Genomic DNA, 21,414 nt, shown 5'->3' with positions numbered 1-21,414 from the left:
CCATAGTTGGAGCGATAGGATTTATATCACTGCTGGTAGGTGATATGGACAGTTTTAATTAATTGTTAATGCGCGCGAGGTAATAAGTTGTCAAACCCCTTATTGCCCCAAACTTCTTTGTGTGTATAACCCGTGAAGGTGAATAAGAAAGAATTTAGGTAGTTAACATTTCGCGATCAATCGAGGGGGACGACGCTCAACTGCACCTTATCCAATAGCGATCGCCAGCTTCCTTATTGATGATAGCTGATCGCATGGGCAAAGCAATTTGGTTATCGGTTCGGCTTTGCGATTTTGGCTGTGCCAGCTTTTTTGGGGGTGACAGTGCTGTTGGTACTTCAGCGAACCTATCTCCCTCCCTGCGATTTTGAAGCAGGAGGGTTAAAAATTAAAGGGGAAGGGTGATCGAGATGTTTTGGGTTTATTTAGATACTTTAGGGCTGATTGGTGATGGCTATGAGGATTTTCCCTTCATTCCCTTTAACCCTACCTAAAAACGAATATAAGCCTCGGACTCCTGTGGTGGAAAGATACAAATTTTAGACTTTTGTTGCTGCTCCCAGATTAATCTGTGGAGTACATCTAAAATCTCACATCCTTCGACTGAGCGCTTACACCGAAGTCTCACATCTCAACTTGACTGATTTTCACCGAAGCGCAATCACATTTGACAGCTAGATTCCTATATTTTACCCTTGGGCGATGGGGAGTGACGCGATCGCAGCCCGGATTTTTGGGTGGCAAGTTCGATCGCCTCGGCATTTGGGCCATGATGTTTGCAGTGATTTTTTCTTCACTGTTTGCCCCATTGGTATTGTTGGGAAATGGGCATAGGGAATTGCTAGGAATGACTTTATAGGGTATAGGTATGGGAGTCCAGGAATCGATTTTGAAAGCCGCCGTAGCTCGACTCGTGCCTGCAAACAAAAGAGGTTCCGCCTATGGGATCTTTAACACAGGCTATGGCTGATCGTGATTTCTGGGCAGTTGGGCGATGATAATTGTTTACGAGCGCTCAATTACTTAGCCGGTTATATTTTCAGTTGCGCTCCAACTCGCTATTTTTCCAGTCTTGTTTCTGGTGAAAAAGCGATCACCTGTCACAGAAAATTGACTGAATACTCGCCAGTCATACCATTTTTGATTTTCGATTGAGAATGACAGACTGCATCATGGTTAAGGCTTTTCGGCAGTTGCTTATTTTACAAAACTGGTATCAATTAGCCATTATCAGTTATCAGTTTGCCAGAGTTTTTAACTACTGACTACTGACTGCGGACTACTAACTACTAACTACTGACTACTGACTACTGACTAATAACTAAACTCAAACAAAAGATAGGAGGTTTAATTGTGGTAGTTAAAACAGCAACAGAGGGTCTCATCACCTTAGAAGGAGTTAGCAAGGTTTACCAGCAGCCCAACGGTCAAAAAATCTCTATCTTAGAGTCAATTAGTTTAGAGATCCGAGCGGGCGAAATAGTAGCTTTACTAGGCCCCTCCGGTTCAGGAAAATCAACATTAATGCGGATGATTGCCGGACTTATCCCGCCCAGCAACGGTCAAGTTCTCTACCACAATCGTCCTTTAGTCGGCTTAAATCCTGGGGTGGCAATTGTATTTCAAAACTTTGCCCTTTATCCCTGGCTGACCGTACTAGAAAATGTAGAATTAGGCTTAAAAGCTAAAGGAGAATTGGCCGAACCGCGCCTGCAAAAAGCCTTGCGAATGATTGATATTATTGGTTTAGACGGATTTGAAAATGCTTATCCGAAAGAACTTTCCGGCGGAATGCGGCAGCGGGTGGGATTTGCTAGAGCTTTGGCGGTAGAACCCGAATTGCTTTGTATGGATGAACCGTTTTCAGCTTTAGACGTGCTGACGGCAGAAAACTTGCGGTTTGAGTTATTAGATTTGTGGCTGGAAAAAAAGATTCCGACTCAAGCTGTGTTAATCGTAACTCACGGGATTGAGGAAGCGGTAATTTTAGCCGATCGCGTTGTAGTCTTGGGCCGCAACCCGGGGCGAATTCGCGCCGAATTGACGGTGACTTTGCCGCATTACCGCGATCGTAAAACTCCCGAATTTCAAGCTCTGGTAGACCAAGTTTACAAAATTCTCACCAATCCCGACTTGAGCTATGAAACAGTAACTGCACCGCCTGAAAGTGTCGCTACTGTGTCTCAACCTCAACCCGCTCAAAGCGCTAAATACCAATCTCTGCCGCAGGTGCGAACCGGTGCGATCGCAGGTCTGTTGGAACTCTTGGAAGACCGAAAGGAGCAGGATCTCTACCGCCTCGGTCAAGAATTAATGTTAGAGGTTGACGACATTTTGCCGATCGTGGAAGCAGCAAAATTAATGGAATTTCTGGTAATTCAAGAAGGCGACCTCCTTTTAACTCCAGTTGGCATTGAGTTTATTGCCGGCGGCATTGACCAGCGCAAACAAATTGTTCGCACCCAAATTCTCAGCAATATTCGCCTCGTACAGCAAATTTATCGAATGCTTCAGGTCAAGCGCAATCACCGCATTTCTGAAGAGTTGATTTTGGATATTCTCGAAGCCCACTTTAGCCCCAAAGAAGCAATGCGGCAATTGAAAACTGCTATTGACTGGGGTCGCTATGCAGAGTTATACAGTTACGATGAGCCAGGGGGCGAAATCTTCTTAGAATCTGAAGATAAACCTGAGTAGTTATTTGTTAGTTGTTTGTTGTTATTTGTTATTTATTGGTGTCTTAGTCTTGTTCCCAAGCTCTGCCTGGGAATACATACCCGGAGGCTCGGCCTCCAATAACTAATAACTAATAACTAATAACTCATGCCCGATGCCCCATGCTCGATGCCCCATGCAAGCCAATTTTCGATTTTCGATGGCTGATTTTAGATTCAAGTTACTAATCAATTCTTCAATCTAAAATCTAAAATCTAAAATCTAAAATTGCCCGATGCCCCATTACCAATAACTACTTCTTATGACCAGACCTCTAACACCAGCCAATAAAACTTTAGAAAGGTCAGCTTGGACTTGGCAAGATGGTTTGCTGATTCTAGCAATCTTCTCTCTAATTTTGGCAATTGTCCAAACAGCTTCTCAATTCAGCAGTGACTACAACCCAAATTTCAAAATTGAGACCACCCTAAATGTCTTGCCAGAATATACAGCCCAGACTCTTTTACGCATGGCAGCCGCCTATTTTTTATCGCTGCTGTTTACCCTAGTTTATGCTTATTCTGCTTACCGTTTTCCCCTGGCTGCGAAAATTTTAATTCCCTTGTTAGACATTTTGCAGTCGATTCCTGTTTTATCTTTTTTGCCGGGAGTTGTTTTAGCGCTAGTCACTTTATTTCCCGGTCAAAGAATTGGCGTAGAACTTGCATCAATTATCTTAATCTTTACTGGGATGACGTGGAATATGACCTTTAGTTTCTATCAGTCGCTTTCCGGGATTCCGAAAGAACTTAAGGAAGCTGCTCAAGTTTATCGGCTCAATGCTTGGCAGCAGTTCTGGACATTAGAATTGCCTGCTGGGGCGATCGGACTGGTGTGGAATAGCGTCATGTCAGTGGCGGGCGGCTGGTTCTTTTTGATTGCGATCGAATCTTTTACATTGGGGGAGAAAAACTTTAATTTGCCCGGACTAGGTTCCTATTTGGGCAAGGCAGCCAATGAAGGCAATTTTGGGGCGATCGGCTGGGGTTTAGCAGTCTTAATTGGGGTGATTATAGCCATAGAGTTTTTCATCTGGCAGCCTTTGATTGCTTGGGTAGAAAAGTTTAAATATCAAGCGGTGGAAGCTACCAATGTACCGCAGTCAAATGTGTTAGATTTTTTCAGGCGATCGGCGACACTGCGGGTTTTCAAGTCGCGTATTTCGCCGATCGGTGACAGTCTTGAGGTCGGTTTGGCCAGAGCTTTTGCACCTGTTAATTTCCCAACAAATTCCAGACAAAAAAGCCGCATCGGAAATTGGATAAATTGGATATTTGTTAGCGGGTTTGCCGTCATTGTGCTTTGGGGAACTTGGGAAGCAGTGCTGCTGCTGCGATTGCTGAATTTGTCTGACTGGCAAAAAGTCATGACAGGTGCATTTTTCACAGCTTTGCGCGTCATTTGCGCGCTATTTTTATCGCTGTTGTGGACAGTGCCGGTCGGAGTGGCGATCGGTCGAAATCCCCGTTTAGCTCAAATTTTGCAACCATTAGTACAAATAGCAGCTTCTGTACCGGCAACTGCTTTATTTCCCGTATTGCTACTAGCTTTAATTCACGCTGGAGGCGGCTTGCAAATTGGTTCTGTGGCGCTGATGATGTTGGGTACAATGTGGTATTTGCTGTTTAATGTTATTGCGGGCGCTCAAGCCATACCTTCGGAGTTATTTGAAGCTGCACAAGTTTACAAACTATCCCTAATCCAGCGCTGGCAAACTTTAATTTTGCTGGGAATTTTTCCCTACTTAATCACAGGAATTATTACAGCAGTTGGCGGTGCTTGGAATGCAAGTATTGTCAGCGAGTACGTGCAGTTTAAAGGTCAAATTGTTACGACAGAGGGTTTGGGAGAAACTATTTCTCAGGCTACGGCATCTGGGAATTTTCCCTTGCTGTTGGCTGCTACTTCTGTGATGTCGTTGTTGGTTGTATTGACTAACCGTTTGGTGTGGCGACCACTTTACCGTTTGGCACAAGAAAAATATCAATTGTTGGTTTGATTCGGGTAAAATAGGACTGCAATATAGAAGCCAAAGCTGAGCGAAAGCGGCCGTCAATTCTCGGCTCTGGCGACTTAATTAAAGCAGGCGATACTTTTCTGCTGCCAAACCCCCGAAACTTAATTTTAGACAGTGCTGGTTGAAGTTAGCCGATCGCACCACCAAAAATACGAGGCTCACTCAAAATACAAACACCCAAATATATTGACAATATGGTTTTTTTGCGTATCATATTAAAAACCCGTACAATATCTATTCGGATGCTCAACGAATGAAATCAATGCTAGCCAAGAAAAACCTCAAACTCGCAGCATTTACAGCAATATTTTCGATATTATTTCCTGCTGCTTTACCTACAGTTGCCTCAGCCCAGACAGCACTGGAAGAAATTCGGCAAACCGGCATTCTCAAAGTTGGCATCCGAAAAGATGCTCCTCCCTTCGGCTACTTAGAAGGTGAAAAATGGCAAGGAGTTTGCATGGAAGGCTTAGAACTTTTTCGAGCTGACTTAGAAAAAAAATTAAATCGCTCCATCCGCTTAGAAAAAGTAGAAACAGATCTAAACGAATCAGCGGAAAAAGGGCGCTTCCGCAGCGTAACCAGCAAACGCGCTCACCTAGAATGCGGGCCTAATACAATTCTAAAAAATCCCCCCAGCGGGATTGCATATTCACTGCCTTTTTTATACAGCGGCACTTATCTGTTAGTCAAGCCAGAAAACAGACTGAGAGTCAACCCTTCAGGATTCCTGCAAGACGTGACCATTGGCGTGCTAAGCGGTTCTGTTACCCAACAATTCATTGCAGGCCGATATCAACTAGCCAACCAGCGAATTTATCAAGGTATCGGGGGCAGACAGTCGGGTGTAAAAGATGCGGTATCCGGAGCAATCGATGCCTTCGCTAGCGACGGAATGCTGTTAGTAGGAGAAGCGCTGAGACAGGGTTTAACTCCAAACCAATATTCTGTTATACCGGAGCAGCCTTTAACCTGCATTTCTTACGGCATGATTCTACCAGCAAGCGATACTGAATGGAAAGAAACAGTCAATAATTTTATTCGCAATCAAAGTTCGACGAACCTGTTGGAAAAAGTGCTCGGACGCAATTCTCCTTTTCTACCGATGAGTGTCGCCGATCAAGATAAATGTATTTGATCCCAAATCGGGCAAGGTGCTCGGCGCGCACCAGAAGAATAGGGGTCAGGTGCGGATCTTGTCAGGGCAAGTCCGATCGCTGCAACCAGTGGCGTCAATACGCTCTAAACTGGATTCAGGAAGGCGCGCAGCACAGGTTTAGGAGGGTCATCAGTGACAGAAAAAAGTTATCAATCGTCTTCTCTACCCACCTACGCGCGAAAAGAACTGCGGGAATTAGTTCGATCGCAGTTAAGGGCCCTGTTGGAAGAAGGAGACTTTAAAGGAGCAAAAGCGATTTTGCACCCGGTGCAGGAAGCAGACATAGCTGAAGCTATCGAAGGCCTGCCAGAAACCATGCAAGTAATAGCTTTCCGCTTGCTTTCCAAAGACGAAGCAATCGCAGTTTACGAATATCTCGACTCCAGCGTTCAGCAGTCCCTCTGCGAAAAATTCAAACGCCAAGAAGTCATTGACATTGTAGACAAAATGTCCCCGGACGATCGAGCTAAACTCTTTGACGAACTGCCGGCAATATTAGTCCGTCGCCTGTTGGGTGAATTGAGCCCGACGGAACGCGAAGCTACGGCTCAACTTTTGGGTTACGAAGCCAGTACCGCCGGTCGGATCATGACCCCGGAATATATTTCTCTCAAAGAAAGCTTTACCGTCGCCCAAGCTTTAGACCGAATTCGCTCTTTGGCTAGAACTACCGAAACAATTTATTCTCTTTACGTCACCGACGCCGGACGCAGCTTGACCGGTATTTTATCCCTGCGGGATTTAGTCACTTCCCCCTTGGACAAAACTGTCGGCGAAATTATGACCCGCGACGTAGTTTCTGTTCAAACAGGAACGGATCAAGAAGAAGTAGCTAGGCTGATCCAGCGTTACGATTTTTTAGCTGTGCCCGTTGTAGACCGCGAACAGCGGCTGGTCGGGATCATTACAGTTGACGACGCGATCGACATTTTAGAACAAGAAGCAGCCAAAGATATTTATACCTTGGGCGGCGTCCAGTCCGGCGGCGACAATTATTTTCAGACCGACTTAATCACTGTTGCCCGGAAAAGAGTCGTGTGGCTGTTTGTTCTGCTTTTAACTAATACTGTCACCGGCGCAATTATTAGAGCTCAAGAAGATATTTTGAACCAAGTAGTCGCCTTAGCAGCTTTTATTCCCCTGCTGACTGGCACTGGAGGCAATGTCGGAGCTCAGTCCTCAACAGTTGTAATTCGCGGTTTGAACACTGATGAAATTACAGCAATGGGGCCGTTTCAAGTAATTGTTCGCGAGGGGATGGCGGGAGCGCTGCTAGGAGCTATATTGGGGACTGTAGCGACGGGCTGGGCTTATACTTTGCAAGGGAGTTTACCAGTGGCACTCGCGGTGGGAGTGAGTTTGTTTGCGATCGCAATTTTAGCTTCTCTTGCCGGTTCAGCTCTGCCGTTTCTATTTCGTTCTTTGGGTTTAGACCCGGCTTTAATGTCTGCTCCTTTTATTACCACCGCAGTTGATGTCCTCGGGGTCTTGATTTATTTCACTTTAGCTCGACAAATTTTGCAGCTTTAATATATTTAATTACATGGCTGTGAATAAAAAACTTAATCTGTTTTTCACCACTGCTAAATTCGGGGTTTACGTGCGATTACATACCGGATATCTGCCATCGCGCGTACTTTATTTTTATCCGCATACTTGTACCAGTTGAAAAAAATAATGCAACTATAAGCCCGTGCTCTAAACTCCGAGCTTCATCAGTCATTCCCAATCTAAAATCTACAATCTAAAATCTAAAATCTAAAATGGTATTAGCCTATGTCATCATCCAATTCACCAACGAAAATCCAAAATCCCAGGTCCAGCAATTTGTTAGAAACTGCTGAAGTGGTTTTTATTGCTGCCTCTGCTGTGGGATTGGCTGCTAGCTTGGTTTGGGAACAGAGCGTTTATGCTCAAGTGCCTGTAGTGATTGCGTTGGTGTTGAATTTTGTGAATCGGCAGAAGCTGCACAGGCAAGTTAAAGCAAGTACGGCGGCCACGTTCGATCGCGTAAATCAACAAGCAGCTACTACCGATCGCGCGATCGAGCAATTGCAACTTGCTGTAAATGCTTTAGACGAAGCTCTTGCTCAAACATCTCGCGAAAATCTCAATGTTGCGCCTGGAGAAAACGTACACTCTCTAATTTCAGCCATTGAGAACCTGCGCCAGCGACTAATAATTTTAGAAAAAACTATTAAAATGATTCAAAGCGAGATCGAACTCACCAGCCGCCAATTCAAACAGCGACCGGAGTTGCAACAAGTCGAAACTTTGACAACAATAATTCTGGACTTGCAGCAGTTTATCAACGAACTGCCGCAGTGGGGAAATTTGCAGCAGCGGCAGCTAACAGAACTTCAGCAAAAAGTAGACAATGCTTTGGCGGAACTCTCAGAAGAAATTGCTGTGATTCCCAACCGGGTCCAAGAAGCGCTAGCTAGTCGCGGTGGGGAAATTAACCCACAGCTTGGTTCTGGTTTGAATGCCGAGCAAAAGAATGGTTATCGACCTAAAACCCAGAATGAGAAAATTCGCCAGAAATATCCCAGAGCTTATGTCAAGTGGAGTCAGGATGAAGACGAGAATTTGAAAAAAGAATATGCTAGCGGTCAACAAATTGGCGAATTAGCTCAGAGATTTCAGCGACAGCCTAGTGCCATTCGTTCGCGATTACAAAAATTAGGATTAATCAAATAATTGTAATTGGTAATTGGTAATTGGTAATTGGTAATACCATTTCTCTAAAATCGTGCAACACTCTTCGACCGCCCCTAGCCCCCCCGCTGCATTGCGGGGGGACAAGAATACTGTTGCATTCTTTTTTAAAATTGGTATAACCACAGAAAACAGACAACAGACAACAGTCAACAGTCAACGGACAACGGACAAATAACAAAGCGATCGCCCTTTTTTTTCAAAAGAGCGATCGCTTTGTTTCTGTATTCAGTACCTGCTGCCAACAGCGGGCCACCAACATCACATCTCAAGGCTTTTTAGCCTTGGTCTACCTCATTTTAGAAATCTTGGGGTAACAAAGAACTTAAACGCTCCAACAAAGGATCGGAATTCCGAGGAGGAACAACTTCAGCATCAGACACTACATTATCATCCGCAACAGACTCAGACTCAATCGGGCCAGGCTCTACTACTTTTGAAACTGGGGCAAAAGAAACTTGAGCAAACTTACTGTTAACACTCCCCTGCAACTGATCCAACTGCGCGCTGAGTTGACTAAGGTGATGTTCCAGTCCCTCCAAACGGCTTAATTCCTCTGCCGAAACATTGTGTTCAAACTCAGAAAATTTGACCACAAGTTCAGCAATACGCTGTTCCAACCGCTGAAAGCTCTGTGTAGAGCTAGCAGACTCAGATACAGACAAAAACTGCCACAAAGCTTGCTTGCAGAGATTGCTGAAAGTCTGATACTTCGTGAAAGCCAACTCTTTTTCAATAGCGGCCAGCAAAGTTTGATCCGCAGCATCTTCCGTAAACGCCACGGAGAAATTCGCCTTATTTTTTGCCCACAGTGCCATAGGGTTCAAGCCTTAATGCGTTACTTTATCGTGGCTAGCTGAGCCTCAGCATAAATAAACTGTCCCAAAGCATTAGCTTTCCGAGAAGGCTGAGCCAAGTGAGCCTTAAGATTGGCGTCTTTAAGCAAAGGTTGCAAAACCTCCCAGAAAAACTCGCCGCCACCGCCAGTCAGAACCACATCCGTCACACGTTCGGGCAGCCACTGCACCAAACGTTCGGACAGTTCGTTAGCGAAAGCCTCCCGCAAATCCTTAATAATCGGATCTAAATTAGTCGGCTTAGTCGCTCCTCTGGGACGGTAGAAACGCTGGCCTTCGGGTTTATTCACCGCTTCCAGTAAAGACAGAGATTGAGGGTCTGCCCCCGGAATCTTTGAGGCAACTTGTTCGTAGAACTTGTTCATTGCGAAGGAATCGCTCTTTGAAGCCGCCCGGGCGAACCGGAAACGATCGACCATTAACAAATCGGTAGTTTGGTGTCCGATATCAACAACAGCCACCGACAGTTCCGGCAATTCCGGCGTAAACTCCTTGTTATCTTGAGCCTCGCACCAAATCAGGCTGCCGAACCCTTCCGGCATCACCCAAACGTGACTGATATTAATATCCACACGCTCGCCCCGGTACACCACAACGTGGGGAGAGCGCAGTTGGCTGATAATCTCTTCCTTTTCCTTCTCAAACTGATCCTGCGAATAAAACGGCAAACCCAGCACAACTGCTATTTCGCCCTTCATCTGGAAATATCCTGCACAGGAAAAGACCTTAACCAAAGCATCTACTACTTTCGACTGGTCAGCGCCACCGAGATTAGCGCCAAAATCTGCCGCCAATTGACCTATAGCGTAACCCCTGCCCTGGTACTCCAGCCACATATCCAACAGAGGGTCTGTTGCTTTGGACTCAAAGCTGCCACCCCGCACCTTTTCCACGGGCATAGTAGCCACGTTGGCAGGGATGAAAACAACGCTATTTGGGTTGCGACTCACGCAAGCTTTAGTTGCCGTCCGACCCAAATCAGCACTAATAATCGATTTGTTAGAAGCGACTTTAGTCTGCTGGGTCAGCATAGCCGAATTAGGAACAAGCTGTCTAGTTGTCATTGAAATGTGTTACCTCACTGAGCCTCACCATTATCATGCCTTATCCCTTGACACTGCCACGCTTAAAGACAGTGGGTTTTGCGGCGATTCTTCTAACTCTACCTAGATCGGTATCGAAATCAGCACCAAACATTATATTCGGGACGATCGCCCTTACCGTAACTAACCTAACTTTTTCTGGAGCGATCGTCCTCGAAGCTCTGTTGCCTGAGAGTGCATTGTTAAGTTAAATTTAGTTAAGATTCTGAGTGTAAACTTTTGTCGCACTTCTCCGACACCGCGATCTTACCCGATCTGTCCCAAATTCAAGGCATCCGCATTTATGAAAATTTCTTGGCGAACTATACTACTTTGGACTTTACCCGCCTTAGTCATCGGCTTTTTCTTGTGGCAGGGGGCCTTTGCCCCATCCCCCGCTGAAATGAGCAAGAACACCGCCAGCACCCGCCTGAGCTACGGTCGATTCTTAGATTACTTAAACGCCGGTCGAGTGACCAGCGTTGACCTTTACGACGGAGGCCGGACGGCTATTGTCCTAGCAGTCGATCCCGAACTGGACAATCACGAGCAGCGGTGGCGGGTAGACTTGCCCTCAAATGCCCCGGAACTGGTTTCTAGGCTCAGAGACTCCAAAATCAGCTTTGACACTCACCCACTGCGTAACGACGGCGCTGTCTGGGGACTTTTAGGCAATCTAGTATTTCCCCTCTTGTTAGTAGGAGGGCTGTTTTTCCTCTTCCGCCGCGGTGGCAACGTTCCCGGCGGCCCTGGCCAAGCCATGAATTTTGGCAAATCCAAAGCTCGCTTTCAAATGGAAGCTAAAACAGGCGTACTGTTCGACGACGTAGCAGGCGTTGAGGAAGCCAAAGAAGAACTTCAAGAAGTGGTGACATTCCTCAAAAAACCCGAACGCTTCACCGCAGTCGGGGCGAAGATTCCTAAAGGCGTGTTGCTAGTTGGCCCTCCCGGAACCGGTAAAACCCTGCTGGCAAAAGCCATCGCAGGCGAAGCCGGCGTGCCTTTCTTCAGCATCTCCGGTTCTGAATTTGTCGAAATGTTCGTCGGTGTCGGCGCTTCCCGCGTCCGCGACTTGTTCAAGAAAGCTAAAGAAAATGCTCCTTGCATCATTTTTATCGATGAAATCGATGCAGTCGGTCGCCAGCGCGGCGCCGGTATCGGTGGCGGTAACGACGAACGGGAACAAACCCTGAACCAGTTGCTGACCGAAATGGACGGTTTTGAGGGCAATACTGGCATTATCATCATTGCTGCCACGAACCGCCCCGACGTGCTCGACTCGGCGCTGCTGCGTCCGGGACGTTTTGACCGCCAAGTTAGCGTAGATACGCCGGATATTAAAGGCCGCTTGGAAATTTTGGAAGTTCACGCGCGCAACAAAAAGCTGTCTGCAGAGATTTCTTTGGACGCCATCGCCCGTCGCACTCCTGGTTTTACCGGCGCTGATTTGGCTAACTTGCTCAACGAAGCGGCTATTTTAACCGCCCGCCGCCGCAAAGAAGCGATTACGATGCTCGAAGTTGACGATGCAGTCGATCGCGTGGTAGCAGGTATGGAAGGCACTCCTTTGGTGGACAGCAAGAGCAAGCGCTTGATTGCTTACCACGAAATCGGCCACGCGATCGTCGGTACAATCATTCAAGCCCACGATCCTGTTCAAAAAGTTACCTTAGTTCCTCGCGGACAGGCCCGCGGCTTGACTTGGTTCATGCCCAGCGAAGACCAAGGTTTGATTTCTCGATCGCAAATTTTAGCCCGGATTAGCGGTGCTTTGGGTGGCCGCGCAGCCGAAGAAGTAGTTTTCGGTGATGCCGAAGTAACCACCGGTGCCGGCAACGACTTGCAGCAAGTAAGCGGTATGGCGCGGCAAATGGTGACTCGCTATGGGATGTCTACCTTGGGCCCGATCGCCCTGGAAGCCCAGCAAAGCGAAATTTTCCTCGGCCGCGACTACACAGCGCGATCGGAATATTCCGAAGAAATAGCCTCTCGGATTGACGGACAAGTTCGATCGATTGTCGATCATTGCTACGACGACGCCCGCCGAATTATTCGCGAAAATCGCACTGTGATCGATCGCTTAGTCGATTTGTTAATTGAAAAAGAAACCATCGACGGCGAAGAGTTGCGCCTAATCGTCTCTGAATACACTTTTGTTCCTGAAAAAGAACAATACGTTCCTCAGCTTTAAGACTTGTTTAAAAATTAGGGACACGGCCTTGCTGTGTCTTTAAAAAGTAGGGACGCAAGACTATTGCCACGTCCCTACTTTTTTATTAAACTGTCAATAATATTAAACCGCCCCTAAACGCCAATTAACGCAGATGAATACTACATTTGCCATACATACTAAGAATCTGTCATATTTTTTAATAGCAACTTTGATATTTTTTTCACTCAATACTTTGAGCGCCCGCGCCGAAAAATCAAGATGTTTTGTAGATATTTGCATCGACTCCAGCAGCGTTGAATTAAGCAAATCCGATATTCCCGGTGCTCCCTCTTATCCAGTCAGAACTATTTTAGGAACTCAAAAGTTTAGGAACCAGAAATTGTTGGCGCAAATGGAAGTCTACTGCCAGCAGCGACAGTTTAGAACCGTCCGAGTTAGCGAAGATGGCGAAAATTGGTCGAATTTCGATCCGAGATGGACTTTAGTCGATCGCAACTCATCTTTGTCTCGGCTAGTTGACTATACTTGTAAATTGGCGATCGCAGAACAAGAGAATAAATAAGTAGAAAAAAAACACAGAGTAACTATATCTTCAACCCTTAGCTTGCGGGTTGTGCCTGTGTTCCCGTAAACTCAGCGGCTTAAACCGCCGAGTGTTAATATTAAAATCAATCTAAAATCTAAAATCGGATGAGTGTTAATATTAAATTCCATCTAAAATCTAAAATCTAAAATCTAAAATCGGATGACAAACCCCACAGAGTATCGGCAAAGACGCGAACAATTAATGGCAAAAATTGGCAGCGGGACAGCGATATTTCGCAGCGCGCCCGCAGCCGTCATGCACAACGATGTAGAATACGCATACCGACAAGATAGCGATTTTTTCTACTTAACCGGTTTCAATGAAGCTGCGGCGGTAGCAGTGCTCGCGCCGCACCACGAAGAACACAAGTTTGTTTTGTTTGTGCAGCCAAAAGACTTGGAAAAAGAAACTTGGCATGGTTATCGCGCCGGAGTAGAAGGCGCTAAAGAATTGTACGGCGCGGATGAAGCTTTCCCCATTGCCGAACTTGCGGAAAAATTGCCGAAATATTTAGAAAAAGCCGATCGCATATACTATCACTTCGGGCGCGATCGTACTTTCAACCAAACAGTCCTCAATCACTGGCAGCGCTTGATGGCAACCTACCCGAAACGCGGCACAGGCCCCACAGCAATCGAAGATTCCAACATCATTTTACACCCGATGCGGCTGGTGAAAAGCGAAACAGAATTAGCATTAATGCGAAAAGCGGCTAATATTTCAGTTGCAGCCCACAACCGCGCCCAAGAATTCGCCAAACCGGGCAGATACGAATATGAAATTCAAGCTGAAATAGAACATACTTTTGGTTTAAATGGCTGCACTCCGGCTTACCCTTCAATTGTTGCATCAGGTTACAATTCCTGCGTCCTCCACTACATCGAAAACAACCGCCAAATGCAGGAAAACGATTTGTTGCTAATAGATGCCGGTTGTGCTTGCGGGTACTACAACGCCGATATTACTCGCACCTTTCCTGTTAGCGGCAAATTTACAGCCGAACAACAGATAATTTATGACTTAGTTTTGCAAGCACAATTGCAGGCAATTAGTCAAGTATATCCCGGAAATCCTTACAGCAAAATTCATGAAACAGCGGTGCGCGTTTTGGTGGAAGGTTTAATGGATTTAAAACTTTTGGTGGGGGACATTGAAGAGATAATTAAAGAAGAGAAATACAAGCCATTTTATATGCACCGCACTGGTCATTGGCTGGGATTGGATGTACACGATGTCGGGGTTTATCAGTACGGCGAAAATCCGCAAGTTTTGCAGGCAGGACAAGTGCTGACGGTGGAACCGGGGATTTATATTTCTCCTTATATTAAACCCGTTGAAGGACAGCCGGAGGTTCCTGAAAAATGGCGCGGTATTGGCGTGAGAATTGAAGATGATGTTTTGGTGACATTGGAAAGTCATGAAGTCTTGACGGCGGGAGTTCCTAAATAAAGGAAAAGTAGAAGGCTTTGGGCAGAAGTCAGGAAAGATTGATTAATTAAGTTAGCAGTGAAGGCTTGAGCTTTGTTAGTATTGGCTTGAAAAAGCTCAAGTCCGCAACTGCCAAACAAAGAGCGCTTATGTGTATTGATCCTACCAAGATCGATCGACCTCTGGAAACCTGCGAAGCATTAGTAGCAGAGCAAAAAGCAAAAATTCTACAACTTGAAGAGGATTTGCAACAGCAGAGAGAATTGTGCCAGAAATTAGAAGCACAACTCAAAGCAGTCGAGAATCCTGGCATTTCGGGTTGGGCAACTGAATCGGATATCACCGAGGACGATCGCATTCAGTTAATTGCATCTCTGGAAAAAAGCCAGGAAATGTACCGAACTCTCATCAAACATTATCCGAATGGTTCGGTATTTTTGTTCGATCGCGATTTGCGCTATACTCTGGTTGATGGTCAAGGTTTGGCAGTAGTTGGTTTGTCCAAAGAACAGTTGGAAGGCAAAACATTGTGGGAAGTATCGCCACCTGAAGATTTGCCCCTTTTTGAGACTACATATCGCGCAGCTCTGGCAGGAAAAGAGAATACTTTTGAATATAAATACGGCAATCGCGTTTATTCAACAACAATTGCTCCCGTCAAAAACGACCGGGAAGAAATTTTTGCAGGACTGGTTCTTACTCAAGATATTACCGAAAAAAAACAGGCAGAAATAGCGCTGGAAGAAATCAAAAATCAGCTAGAAATTAAATATCAAAAGCGCACTGAAGACTTAAAAACAGCCAATAGTCAATTGCAGGAAGAAATTATTTCTCGCTGGCGCGCCGAAGAAGCTCTGCGGGAAAGCCAGGAACAGCTAGAATTGTTTTTCTCGCAATCTTTAGATGGCTTTTTCTTTGTGATGCTGGACGAACCAGTACACTGGGACGATACAGTTGACAAAGAAAAGGTCTTGGATTACATATTTTCTAACGGGCGGGTAACGAAGGCAAATGATGCTTTGATAGCCCAATACGGAGGTATTAGGGAACAGTTTATTGGCCGCACGCTTGACTCTTTATTTTCCAACAACTTTACTGGCAGCAGAGAGATAATCAAGCAATTTTTTGATGAAGGCCGGATTCATATCGAAAATGACAATCGCAAGTTTGACGGAGATCTAATTTGGGTGGAAGGCGACTATATTTGCATTTATGATTCCCACGGCAGAATCGTCGGGTATTTTGGCGTGCAGCGGGATATTAGCGATCGCAAAAAAGCAGAAGCAACCCTCAGAGATAGCGAAGAACGCTTTCGGGCAACCGTCGAACAAGCGGCAGTCGGCATTACCCACCCTGACGAAACAGGCCACTATTTGCGAGTCAATCAAAAATTCTGCGAGATAGTGGGATATACTGCGACTGAACTGCTGTCGCGCACTTGGATGGACGTTACTTACCCAGAAGATATAGATGCAGATTTAGAACAAAACAAGAAATTATTTGCCGGGGAAATTGACAGTTTTAAAATGGAAAAACGCTTGCTGCACAAAGACGGCACTGTAGTTTGGGTAAATATTACTGTATCGCTCATCCAAGAACCGCTGAGTGGGGCAATTTATAATGTAGTAGTGACAGAAGATATTAGTGATCGCAAAGCAACCGAAGCAGCGCTGAAAGAAAGCGAAGAAAGGTTCCGACAGCTAGCAGAAAACATTGAAAGCGTGTTTTGGATGGTAGGCATTCAACCCCAGGAAATTATTTATATCAGTCCGGGTTACGAAAAGATTTGGGGCAGAAGCTGCGCTGATTTGTATGCTAACGGGCGCTTTTTTGCAGATTCCCTCCATCCAGAAGATCGCGAGCGGGTTATTGGTAATTTAACTAGACAAATTGAGTCTGAAGACGAGATAGAATATCGAATTGTCAGGCCGGACGGCAAAATCCGCTGGATTCGCGATCGGGCTTTTCCGATTATAAATCAATCGGGTAAAGTTTACCGCATCGTGGGCATTGCAGTAGATATTACCGCACGCAAACAGGCAGAAAAAACCATCCGCGAAAGTGAAGAACGCTTCCGCCAGTTAGCAGAAACTATCCAAGATTCCGTCTGGCTAATGTCTGCGGAATTCACCGATTTATTGTATCTGAGTCCAGCTTACGAACAAATCTGGGGGCGCAGTCGCGAAGAATTGTATGCTGAGCCCTTAAAAATGATGGAGTGGGTGCATCCAGAAGATAAACATTTGTTGGAAGAGGCAATGGGGCGAGTGTTGCAGGGCGAGTCCACCAGTACCGAATATCGCATTTTTCTGCCAGACGGCACAATGCGCTGGGTGTGCGATCGAGCTTTTCCCATTTACGACGAATCGGGCAAAATTTACCGCATCGCGGGTATTGGCGAAGATATTAGCGATCGCAAATTTACCGAAGCCCGCATTCAAGGAGCACTCCGCGAAAAAGAAGTATTGCTGAAAGAAATTCACCACCGAGTCAAAAATAATATGCAGGTAATTTCCAGTCTGCTGCAGCTTCAAGCTCAATATATTGAAGACGAAGCAACGCTAACTTTATTTGAAGAAAGCCAGACTCGCATCCATTCAATGGCTTTGATTCATGAGCAATTGTATCAATCCGAAAATCTCGATCAGATCGCCCTGTCCCCCTATGTCGAAAATTTGGTTGCTAATTTGTATCAATCTTTTGGTTGTGGCAACACTTCCATCCAATTTAACCTCAAAGTTGACCCCATTTATTTAAACATAGAAACCGCTATTCCGTGTGGCTTAATTATTAACGAACTGGTTTCTAACTCTTTAAAATACGCATTTGGATCTAATTTAAATGGTGAGATCTCTATTAAGTTTAATGAAACAAGTAGTCATCAATTTCATTTAATTATTCAAGATAACGGTCGCGGATTTCCGGCTAATTTTGACGTGGAAAATACTGAAACATTAGGATTGCGATTAGTAAGAATGTTGGCTTACCAATTAGAGGCAAGTATTGCCATTGACAGTCAGCGGGGAACCTGCTACACTCTGATTTTCCAAGAGTTAAATTATCGGCAGCGTATTTAACGAAAAATGAACCCTATACAAATTTTGGTTGTAGAAGACGAAGTTATTGTAGCCCAAGACATAGCAGGTCGATTGAAAAAACTGGGATATGCAGTCACAGCTACAGTTTCTTCAGGAGAAGAAGCTATTCAAAAAGCGATAGAAAACCCGCCCGATTTAGTCTTGATGGATATCGTGCTTAAAGGGGACATGGACGGGGTAACAGCAGCCGATAAAATCCGAACTAATAGAAATGTGCCAACAATATTTTTAACCGCTTATGCCGACGATCAAACACTGCAAAGAGCGAAACTTACAGATCCGTTCGGTTATATTATCAAACCATTTCAACAAAATGATTTGCGGGTGGCGATCGAGATTGCCATGCACAGACACGAAATCGAAACCAAGATGCGAGAATCTCTCAAAGCTGCGGAAGCAGTCAGAGAGTCGGTGGAAGAAAAATCGCACCGCCAAAACCAGTATATTTCCATGGCCGCTCACGAATTGCGGAACCCGCTCAACGCGATTTTAATTTCTGCGGAACTTCTGGATCTCGATCGAACTCGCAGCAGTGACGAATCCCAAGTTAGAACCCTGCGGCTGGTGCACTCAGCTACCCAAAAGATGAACCAGCTAATCGACGATATGCTCTTCATGGGCAGGGCAGAATCAGGCCAACTCAAATGCAATCCATTACCGATAAATTTAATCGAGTTTTGTCAAAACTTGCTCGATCAATTGCAGTTAGGAAATGAAGCCAAGCACAAACTAACATTAATCCCTTCAGATGTTACCAGCGCGATGTTAGATCAACAATTGCTGCACGGCATTATTTCTAACTTAATCGTCAATGCCATCAAATATTCTCCCAACGGCGGGCAAGTCACCTTGGAATTGGAATGCCGTCCAGCAAGCGAAGGAGACAAAGAAGCTATTTTCGGCTTATCTCCTCAGTGTTTGTTTCCCAATTCCCAATTTACCAATATTAACTCTCCCTTACTAATTATGCGTATCCGAGACGAAGGTATGGGCATCCCAGAAACTGAAGTAGGGAAAATATTTGAAATGTTTTACCGCTGCAAGAATACTGGGAAGATTAAAGGTAATGGTTTGGGATTAACAATTGTTAAAAAAGCTGTGGAATTGCAAGGAGGCGCGATCGCCTGCGAAAGCAAAATGGGCATCGGTACAACCTTCACAGTCGCGCTTCCTTACGTAGCACTTTCCTGTAGGACTCAACGAGAAAGAACTTAAATACCCCTACAAACCCTAATCAAAGTGTTGCAAAATCCACTCCACCGCCACGGCTAAATTTGCTGCAACAAAATCAGGTTTAGTATGGTGCTGATACTCCCCACTCAACACGCTTTCTCCGTAACCAGTCTGCACCAAAATACCAGTACAGCCGGCATTGTGAGCCATATCAACATCAGTCGCTTTATCCCCCACCATAAAACTATTTCGCAAATCTAAATCCTGTTCCCAAGCAGCGGCTACCAACATCCCTGTATTCGGTTTTCGCCACGTTGTATACCGCGTAAATTCTGGGTTGGTTCCGCCTTCTGCTTCGCTTAAATAAGGACAGTAATAAAGAGCATCTAACTTTGCTCCTGCTTCATTTTCTAATAGCTGACAGAGGCGTTTGTGCAAAGCTTCTACGTGGCTAACCGGATAATAATCCCTCGCCGGGCCGGATTGATTGGAAACCAAACAGCAAAATATTTGCTTGTCATTTAAACGGCGTACAGCTTCGGCGACTCCGGGGATTAAATGCAAATCTTCTACTTTGTGAATGTAGCCGGCTTCGATATTGAGAACGCCATCTCTGTCAAGAAATACTGCTGGTTTCATTGTTGTATTGTTTTTGATATAACTCGGCGATTGAAATCGCGTCTACACAAACAAAGTCCGACTGCGCGGACTGAAGAGAAGAAATGCAAGTCTAGGTAAACTCGTCATTCTAAAATAGATTGTTTTTCCAGCCATTCGCGGAAACTATTATGATACAAACTATAGCAAATTTCTCCTCCGATTTCGTGCTTATTTAAGAACTCGATCCAATTGTCTAACACCTTTTCAACATCGTATTCATCCTGATCAATTATATTGGCGATCGCACTTACAGATAAACCTGTTGTGGATTTTACCAAAACATTGAGCACAGACAAGTCAACGGCCGATAAGCCATCACCTCTCATCCGCAGCCAGTGGTTTTGATAATACGCTGCTAAACCGGGAGGAAGTTCAGAGACAAGTGAGGATTCCCCCAGATTAGCATCGGGGTGTGAATTCTCGTTAATGGCAGGTAACATCTGACTCAGATACATGAAATTGTCTTCGCTGAGAGTTGCGAGTTGTTGGCAGAATTCGGGTTGAGTTAAATCCGGTGCGGTTGATAGGTATTGCTGAATGTAGTTCAGGGCATCTTCGCGATTTTGGGCGGGATAATCTCTTAAATCGAGGGTTTGAGAGGGCGTTTCAATTAACAAACCGGATTTCTCTCTCAAAAACGGGCGGCGGGCGAGGATAAAATAAGTACGATCGCCCAAATATCTCGGCAGATAAAACAGATTTGTGCTGGGAGGCTGACTCGTGCGGGCGATCGCGTCTACAGAATCAATGACTATTATCAACTTTTGGCGATGACGTGCCGTGTCGCAAGCTACGGCTAATTTATCGCTAATTTGCTGAAGCAACAAAGACAGAAACCAACTCCCATCATGGGATTCGATATTTTGAAGTTGAGATCGGAGATTGAAAATTTCGGATGTTTCCCCATTGGCGGCAAGGTATTTGTCAATCAGTTGAGTGCAGACTGAAGCGAGAAAATCTTCAGCTCGATTTTTGCCTTCAACTGCAGCGTTGTAATAGATACTGCGAGGATGGGCGCTGACATATTGGGCGAGGATGGAACTTTTGCCGCAGCCGGGAGTGCCGACTATTGTGAAATAACCGCGGCTGTGGGAGTTCAGAAAGTCGGATATCGCAGAAAAAACAAACTTGCGGCCTGCAAAATTCTCGGTTTTTTCTCGCAGCAGTTGCTGAAATTCTTTTGGGTAAGAATCGGTAGAGATGGGAGTTGGCAGAGGTGAGGAATTCATGTTAGTTCCTCCACCCCTTCTAGCCGCAGGAAATATATGCGGCCGGATGCGTCGCCGACCACAATTGTTACTCCATCGGGTGCAATGGTGCAAGATGCGATCGAACTTTCACCCGTGAAACTGGCAATGACATTTCCACTCGATAAATCCCAAACTTTGATGGTGTTGTCATCTGAACCAGAAATCGCCCGCTTGCCATCAGCAGTGACGGCTACTGCATTTACCGAACTGCTGTGACCATTGAGAGTAAACTGTTCCTTTCCAGTTGTTAAATCCCACACTTTGAGGGTATTGTCATAGGAACCAGAAATCGCCCGCTTGCCATCAGCAGTGACGGCTACTGCATTTACCGAACTGGTGTGACCATTGAGAGTAAACTGTTCCTCTCCAGTTGTTAAATCCCACACTTTGAGGGTATTGTCATCTGAACCAGAAATCGCCTGCTTGCCATCAGCAGTGACGGCTACTGCATTTACCGAACTGGTGTGACCATTGAGAGTAAACTGTTCCTCTCCAGTT

Annotated in this window: 15 protein-coding genes and 1 pseudogene; 10 read left to right on the top strand and 6 right to left on the bottom strand. The window is 45.4% G+C overall.

Annotated elements, in window-relative coordinates:
- Positions 1 to 624: 624 nt before the first annotated feature.
- Positions 625 to 927: a hypothetical protein gene (locus QUA07_RS07325; protein WP_333323749.1), complete on the bottom strand. Its 303-nt coding sequence runs from the start codon at positions 925 to 927 to the stop codon at positions 625 to 627.
- A 426-nt stretch (positions 928 to 1,353) separates the two neighbouring features.
- On the opposite strand from QUA07_RS07325, the gene QUA07_RS07320 reads away from it, so the two are divergent.
- The 5 genes from QUA07_RS07320 to QUA07_RS07300 all read left to right on the top strand — a co-directional run bounded on the left by QUA07_RS07320 (position 1,354) and on the right by QUA07_RS07300 (position 8,591).
- Positions 1,354 to 2,697 (top strand): nitrate/sulfonate/bicarbonate ABC transporter ATP-binding protein, encoded by a 1,344-nt coding sequence (locus QUA07_RS07320; RefSeq protein ID WP_333323748.1) that lies wholly within the window; start codon positions 1,354 to 1,356, stop codon positions 2,695 to 2,697.
- Between the two features lie 280 nt (positions 2,698 to 2,977).
- Entirely contained in the window at positions 2,978 to 4,714 is a 1,737-nt protein-coding gene (locus QUA07_RS07315) for an ABC transporter permease subunit (RefSeq protein WP_333323747.1), read from the top strand.
- A gap of 271 nt (positions 4,715 to 4,985) precedes the next feature.
- A complete protein-coding gene (locus tag QUA07_RS07310) occupies positions 4,986 to 5,870 on the top strand; it encodes an amino acid ABC transporter substrate-binding protein (protein ID WP_333323745.1) in 885 nt (294 codons plus the stop codon).
- Positions 5,871 to 6,023: 153 nt separating this feature from the next.
- Complete coding sequence (mgtE, locus tag QUA07_RS07305) at positions 6,024 to 7,421, top strand: magnesium transporter (protein WP_333323743.1); 1,398 nt, start codon at positions 6,024 to 6,026, stop codon at positions 7,419 to 7,421.
- A gap of 246 nt (positions 7,422 to 7,667) precedes the next feature.
- Entirely contained in the window at positions 7,668 to 8,591 is a 924-nt protein-coding gene (locus tag QUA07_RS07300; protein WP_333323741.1) for a hypothetical protein, read from the top strand.
- A gap of 317 nt (positions 8,592 to 8,908) precedes the next feature.
- On the opposite strand, the gene QUA07_RS07295 is transcribed toward QUA07_RS07300, so the two are convergent.
- Positions 8,909 to 9,427, bottom strand: coding sequence for a hypothetical protein (locus QUA07_RS07295; RefSeq protein WP_333323739.1), 519 nt, complete (start codon positions 9,425 to 9,427; stop codon positions 8,909 to 8,911).
- A 20-nt stretch (positions 9,428 to 9,447) separates the two neighbouring features.
- Entirely contained in the window at positions 9,448 to 10,530 is a 1,083-nt protein-coding gene (locus tag QUA07_RS07290; RefSeq protein WP_333323737.1) for a ParM/StbA family protein, read from the bottom strand.
- Between the two features lie 322 nt (positions 10,531 to 10,852).
- Between QUA07_RS07290 and ftsH2 the strand changes: the two genes are divergently transcribed.
- The 5 genes from ftsH2 (at position 10,853) to QUA07_RS07265 (ending at position 19,048) form a co-directional block, all read left to right on the top strand.
- A complete protein-coding gene (ftsH2, locus tag QUA07_RS07285; protein WP_006633417.1) occupies positions 10,853 to 12,739 on the top strand; it encodes an ATP-dependent zinc metalloprotease FtsH2 in 1,887 nt (628 codons plus the stop codon).
- Between the two features lie 133 nt (positions 12,740 to 12,872).
- Positions 12,873 to 13,283 (top strand): hypothetical protein, encoded by a 411-nt coding sequence (locus tag QUA07_RS07280; RefSeq protein ID WP_333323735.1) that lies wholly within the window; start codon positions 12,873 to 12,875, stop codon positions 13,281 to 13,283.
- Between the two features lie 183 nt (positions 13,284 to 13,466).
- On the top strand, positions 13,467 to 14,756 hold the full coding sequence (locus QUA07_RS07275; protein WP_333323733.1) for an aminopeptidase P N-terminal domain-containing protein: 1,290 nt from the start codon (positions 13,467 to 13,469) through the stop codon (positions 14,754 to 14,756).
- Between the two features lie 128 nt (positions 14,757 to 14,884).
- Positions 14,885 to 17,812 carry a PAS domain S-box protein gene (locus QUA07_RS07270; protein ID WP_333323731.1) on the top strand — a complete coding sequence of 976 codons (2,928 nt, stop codon included), beginning with the start codon at positions 14,885 to 14,887 and terminating at the stop codon, positions 17,810 to 17,812.
- A gap of 6 nt (positions 17,813 to 17,818) precedes the next feature.
- Positions 17,819 to 19,048 (top strand): response regulator, encoded by a 1,230-nt coding sequence (locus QUA07_RS07265; protein ID WP_333323729.1) that lies wholly within the window; start codon positions 17,819 to 17,821, stop codon positions 19,046 to 19,048.
- A 15-nt stretch (positions 19,049 to 19,063) separates the two neighbouring features.
- Here QUA07_RS07265 and QUA07_RS07260 read toward each other — a convergent pair whose 3' ends face one another.
- From QUA07_RS07260 to QUA07_RS07250, 3 genes and pseudogenes are all read right to left on the bottom strand, one after another.
- The gene (locus QUA07_RS07260) at positions 19,064 to 19,645 is read right to left on the bottom strand and encodes an HAD family hydrolase (RefSeq protein ID WP_333323727.1); all 582 of its coding nucleotides are present in this window, start codon (positions 19,643 to 19,645) and stop codon (positions 19,064 to 19,066) included.
- A gap of 104 nt (positions 19,646 to 19,749) precedes the next feature.
- Positions 19,750 to 20,895 carry an ATP-binding protein gene (locus QUA07_RS07255; protein ID WP_333323726.1) on the bottom strand — a complete coding sequence of 382 codons (1,146 nt, stop codon included), beginning with the start codon at positions 20,893 to 20,895 and terminating at the stop codon, positions 19,750 to 19,752.
- A pseudogene (locus QUA07_RS07250) lies at positions 20,892 to 21,414 on the bottom strand (WD40 repeat domain-containing protein); the annotation flags it as partial. The gene QUA07_RS07255 and the pseudogene QUA07_RS07250, both read right to left, overlap by 4 nt.

Origin of the sequence: Microcoleus sp. T3_A4 (assembly GCF_036700465.1) — a bacterium.
Classification (GTDB): Bacteria; Cyanobacteriota; Cyanobacteriia; order Cyanobacteriales; family Microcoleaceae; genus Microcoleus.
Note: the sequence above shows the minus strand (reverse complement) of the source record. Positions and strands in the feature narration are given on the sequence as shown.